This is a genomic window from Pseudomonas juntendi, from assembly GCF_009932375.1.
GTDB lineage: Bacteria > Pseudomonadota > Gammaproteobacteria > Pseudomonadales > Pseudomonadaceae > Aquipseudomonas > Aquipseudomonas juntendi.
The window spans coordinates 1-2,201 of sequence record NZ_BLJG01000145.1 but is presented as its reverse complement, the minus strand read 5'-3'; the positions used below and the strand labels follow the sequence as shown (position 1 = coordinate 2,201).

At 63.1% G+C, this 2,201-nt stretch carries 3 protein-coding genes; all 3 read left to right on the top strand.

Translation table 11 applies throughout. The features are described from left to right. Positions 1 to 357: 357 nt before the first annotated feature. Genes GYA94_RS18615 through GYA94_RS18605 form a run of 3 tightly spaced genes read left to right on the top strand, consistent with a single transcriptional unit; the run spans position 358 to position 1,879 of the window. Positions 358 to 921, top strand: coding sequence for a GNAT family N-acetyltransferase (locus tag GYA94_RS18615; protein ID WP_009681616.1), 564 nt, complete (start codon positions 358 to 360; stop codon positions 919 to 921). Positions 922 to 932: 11 nt separating this feature from the next. Then, entirely contained in the window at positions 933 to 1,472 is a 540-nt protein-coding gene (locus GYA94_RS18610; protein WP_110678797.1) for a hypothetical protein, read from the top strand. 20 nt (positions 1,473 to 1,492) lie between these two features. Next, positions 1,493 to 1,879: a lysozyme inhibitor LprI family protein gene (locus tag GYA94_RS18605; RefSeq protein WP_110678799.1), complete on the top strand. Its 387-nt coding sequence runs from the start codon at positions 1,493 to 1,495 to the stop codon at positions 1,877 to 1,879. The last annotated feature ends 322 nt before the right edge of the window (positions 1,880 to 2,201 follow it).

The window sequence follows — 2,201 nt, the reverse complement described above, 5'->3', positions numbered from 1 at the left end:
TCCTACGTTTGTTTCGGGCCAATTATTCCTGTGGGATTTGCGCGCGAACGCCTTGGTGCATGCCTCAATATCGCGCCGTACAAACAAGGCGGCCGCGCGCGCCTGTCACAGGCGTTACTGGCCCGAAACAAACGTAGGAGCGAGCGCAGCTCGCGATTGCGCCGCGCGGGCGGCGCTCGATCTCACAGGCGCTGAAGATGCTCCGGCTACCCTTGCCAGAAACCATAGAATCTCCCACAGGTACTGCGCAAGGCTCAGGTGTTGTGCCGCGATGGGCTGCGCAGCAGCCCCGGGATGCCGTAACCTCGCGCTTGACGTTAAACTGTCATCTCCCCAGCAATGGACAGGAGATCCGGCGTGACCCCACCCCGCAGTTTCCCCAGTGACCTCTGCCTCGACAGCCCGCGCCTGCAACTGCGCCCCATGCGCCATGCCGATGCCGCGCAGTGGCTGGCGATCATGGCCGACCCCGAGGTCATGCGTTATTGGCACCATGCCCCTTGGCAAAACCTGGCCGAGGCCGAAAGCGCCCTGGCCGCCGACCGCGAAGCCTATGCCAATGGCGACCAGCTCAAGCTGGGTATGTACCGCCGCGACAACGGTGAACTCATCGGCATGGTCCAGCTGTTCAACATCGACGATGTTTCCCGCCGTGGCGAGATCGGCTACTGCCTGGCCAGCGCCGTGCAGGGCAGGGGCTACATGGACGAAGCGCTCACCTGCTTCATCGATTACCTGGCCAACACCCTGCACATGCGCCGCCTCGAAGGTGAGATCGACCCGCGCAACCAAGGCTCGGCACGCACCCTGGAACGGCAAGGTTTCGTGCTTGAAGGCACCCTGCGGGCGCGCTGGTGCGTGGCCGGTGAGTTGTCCGACTCCGGCATCTATGGTCTGCTGCTTGAGCCCCCGGTCGCCTAGGAATTTGCCCTTTGCCCGTTTTCTACCTGAGCATCAGCCTGCTGCTGTACTTGCTCGCCCTGTTCTTCAACGGCGCGCACATGAATGGCGGGCATCACATGCCGGCGCTGCAGATGCTGCTGTACGGGCCATGGGGCTTGCCCTTCGGCTTGCACCAATGGTTTGCCAACCCGCTGCTGGCGTTGGCCATCCTTGCCCACCGGCGCTTTCGCCGGCTGGCATTGCTGGCCGGGTTGGCGGCGGCTTACCTGGCGGGCAGCAGCTTCGGCATCACCCGTCTGCCGGATAACCAGACTTATGAATTCCATGACCTGAGCGGGTTTGGTGCCGGCTTCTACCTGTGGCTGGCGGCGATGGGCGTGTTCTGCCTGGGCCAGGCCTGGCATTGCTGGAAGGCCCGCAGCGCTGAGGACATGCCCGGTTGGAACTGGCTTGATGTGGCCTTGATTGCGGCGTTGGGTGTGGCGGTTTATGCCGCCACACAGATGCCAGCGCTGCAATTCGAGCCGGGCAAGGTGCTGATGCCGCCGGTGCTACCCCAGACGCTTTGATACCTAAAAGGAGAGTTGGCATGTGCAAGCAATACCTGGCAGGGCTGGCACTGACCTGCGTGCTGCCATTGGCTGTGGCCGATGACTACACGGCGGCGTACGTGCAGTGCATGGACAAGGCCTCCAGCACGGTGGCCATGAGTGAGTGCATCGGGGCCGAGATGCAGGTGCAGGACCAGCGCTTGAACCGGGTGTACAAGCAACTGATGGGCAAGCTGGATGCCGGGCAGCAGAAAAGTTTGCGCGATGTGCAGCGCAAGTGGCTGGCGTACCGCGATGGCAATTGCCAGTTTCATGTGCAGGCCAGTGGCGGGACCATGGCGCAGTTGGAAGGCGGTACCTGCATGATGAGCATGACCCGCGACCGCGCGGCGGAGCTGGAGCGGGTGCTTAGCCCGGGGCAGTGAGTTGCCTGTACGGGCCTCTTCGCGGGCATGCCCGCTCCCACAGGGGTAGTGTTGGGAGCAACTGTCTTGTATTGCCTGGACTGGCCTCATCGCCGGCAAGCCAGCTCCCACAGGGGTTGCGCTAGCTTAGGGCTTTTGAGCAAGACAGTTGCTCCCCCAGGGATCGCACAGGATTTGAAGTCGATGCGATCGAAGTGGGAGATTCTATGGTTCCTGGCAAGGGTAGCCGCAGCACCTTCAGCGCCTGTGAGATCGAGCGCCGCCCGCGCGGCGCAATCGCGAGCTGCGCTCGCTCTTACGTTGCTTCGGCTGGTCTCGCCTG

Bases quoted from the DNA above. Each gene is read 5' to 3' on its own strand.
- GYA94_RS18605 (WP_110678799.1), top strand. From the start codon at position 1,493: ATGTGCAAGCAATACCTGGCAGGGCTGGCACTGACCTGCGTGCTGCCA.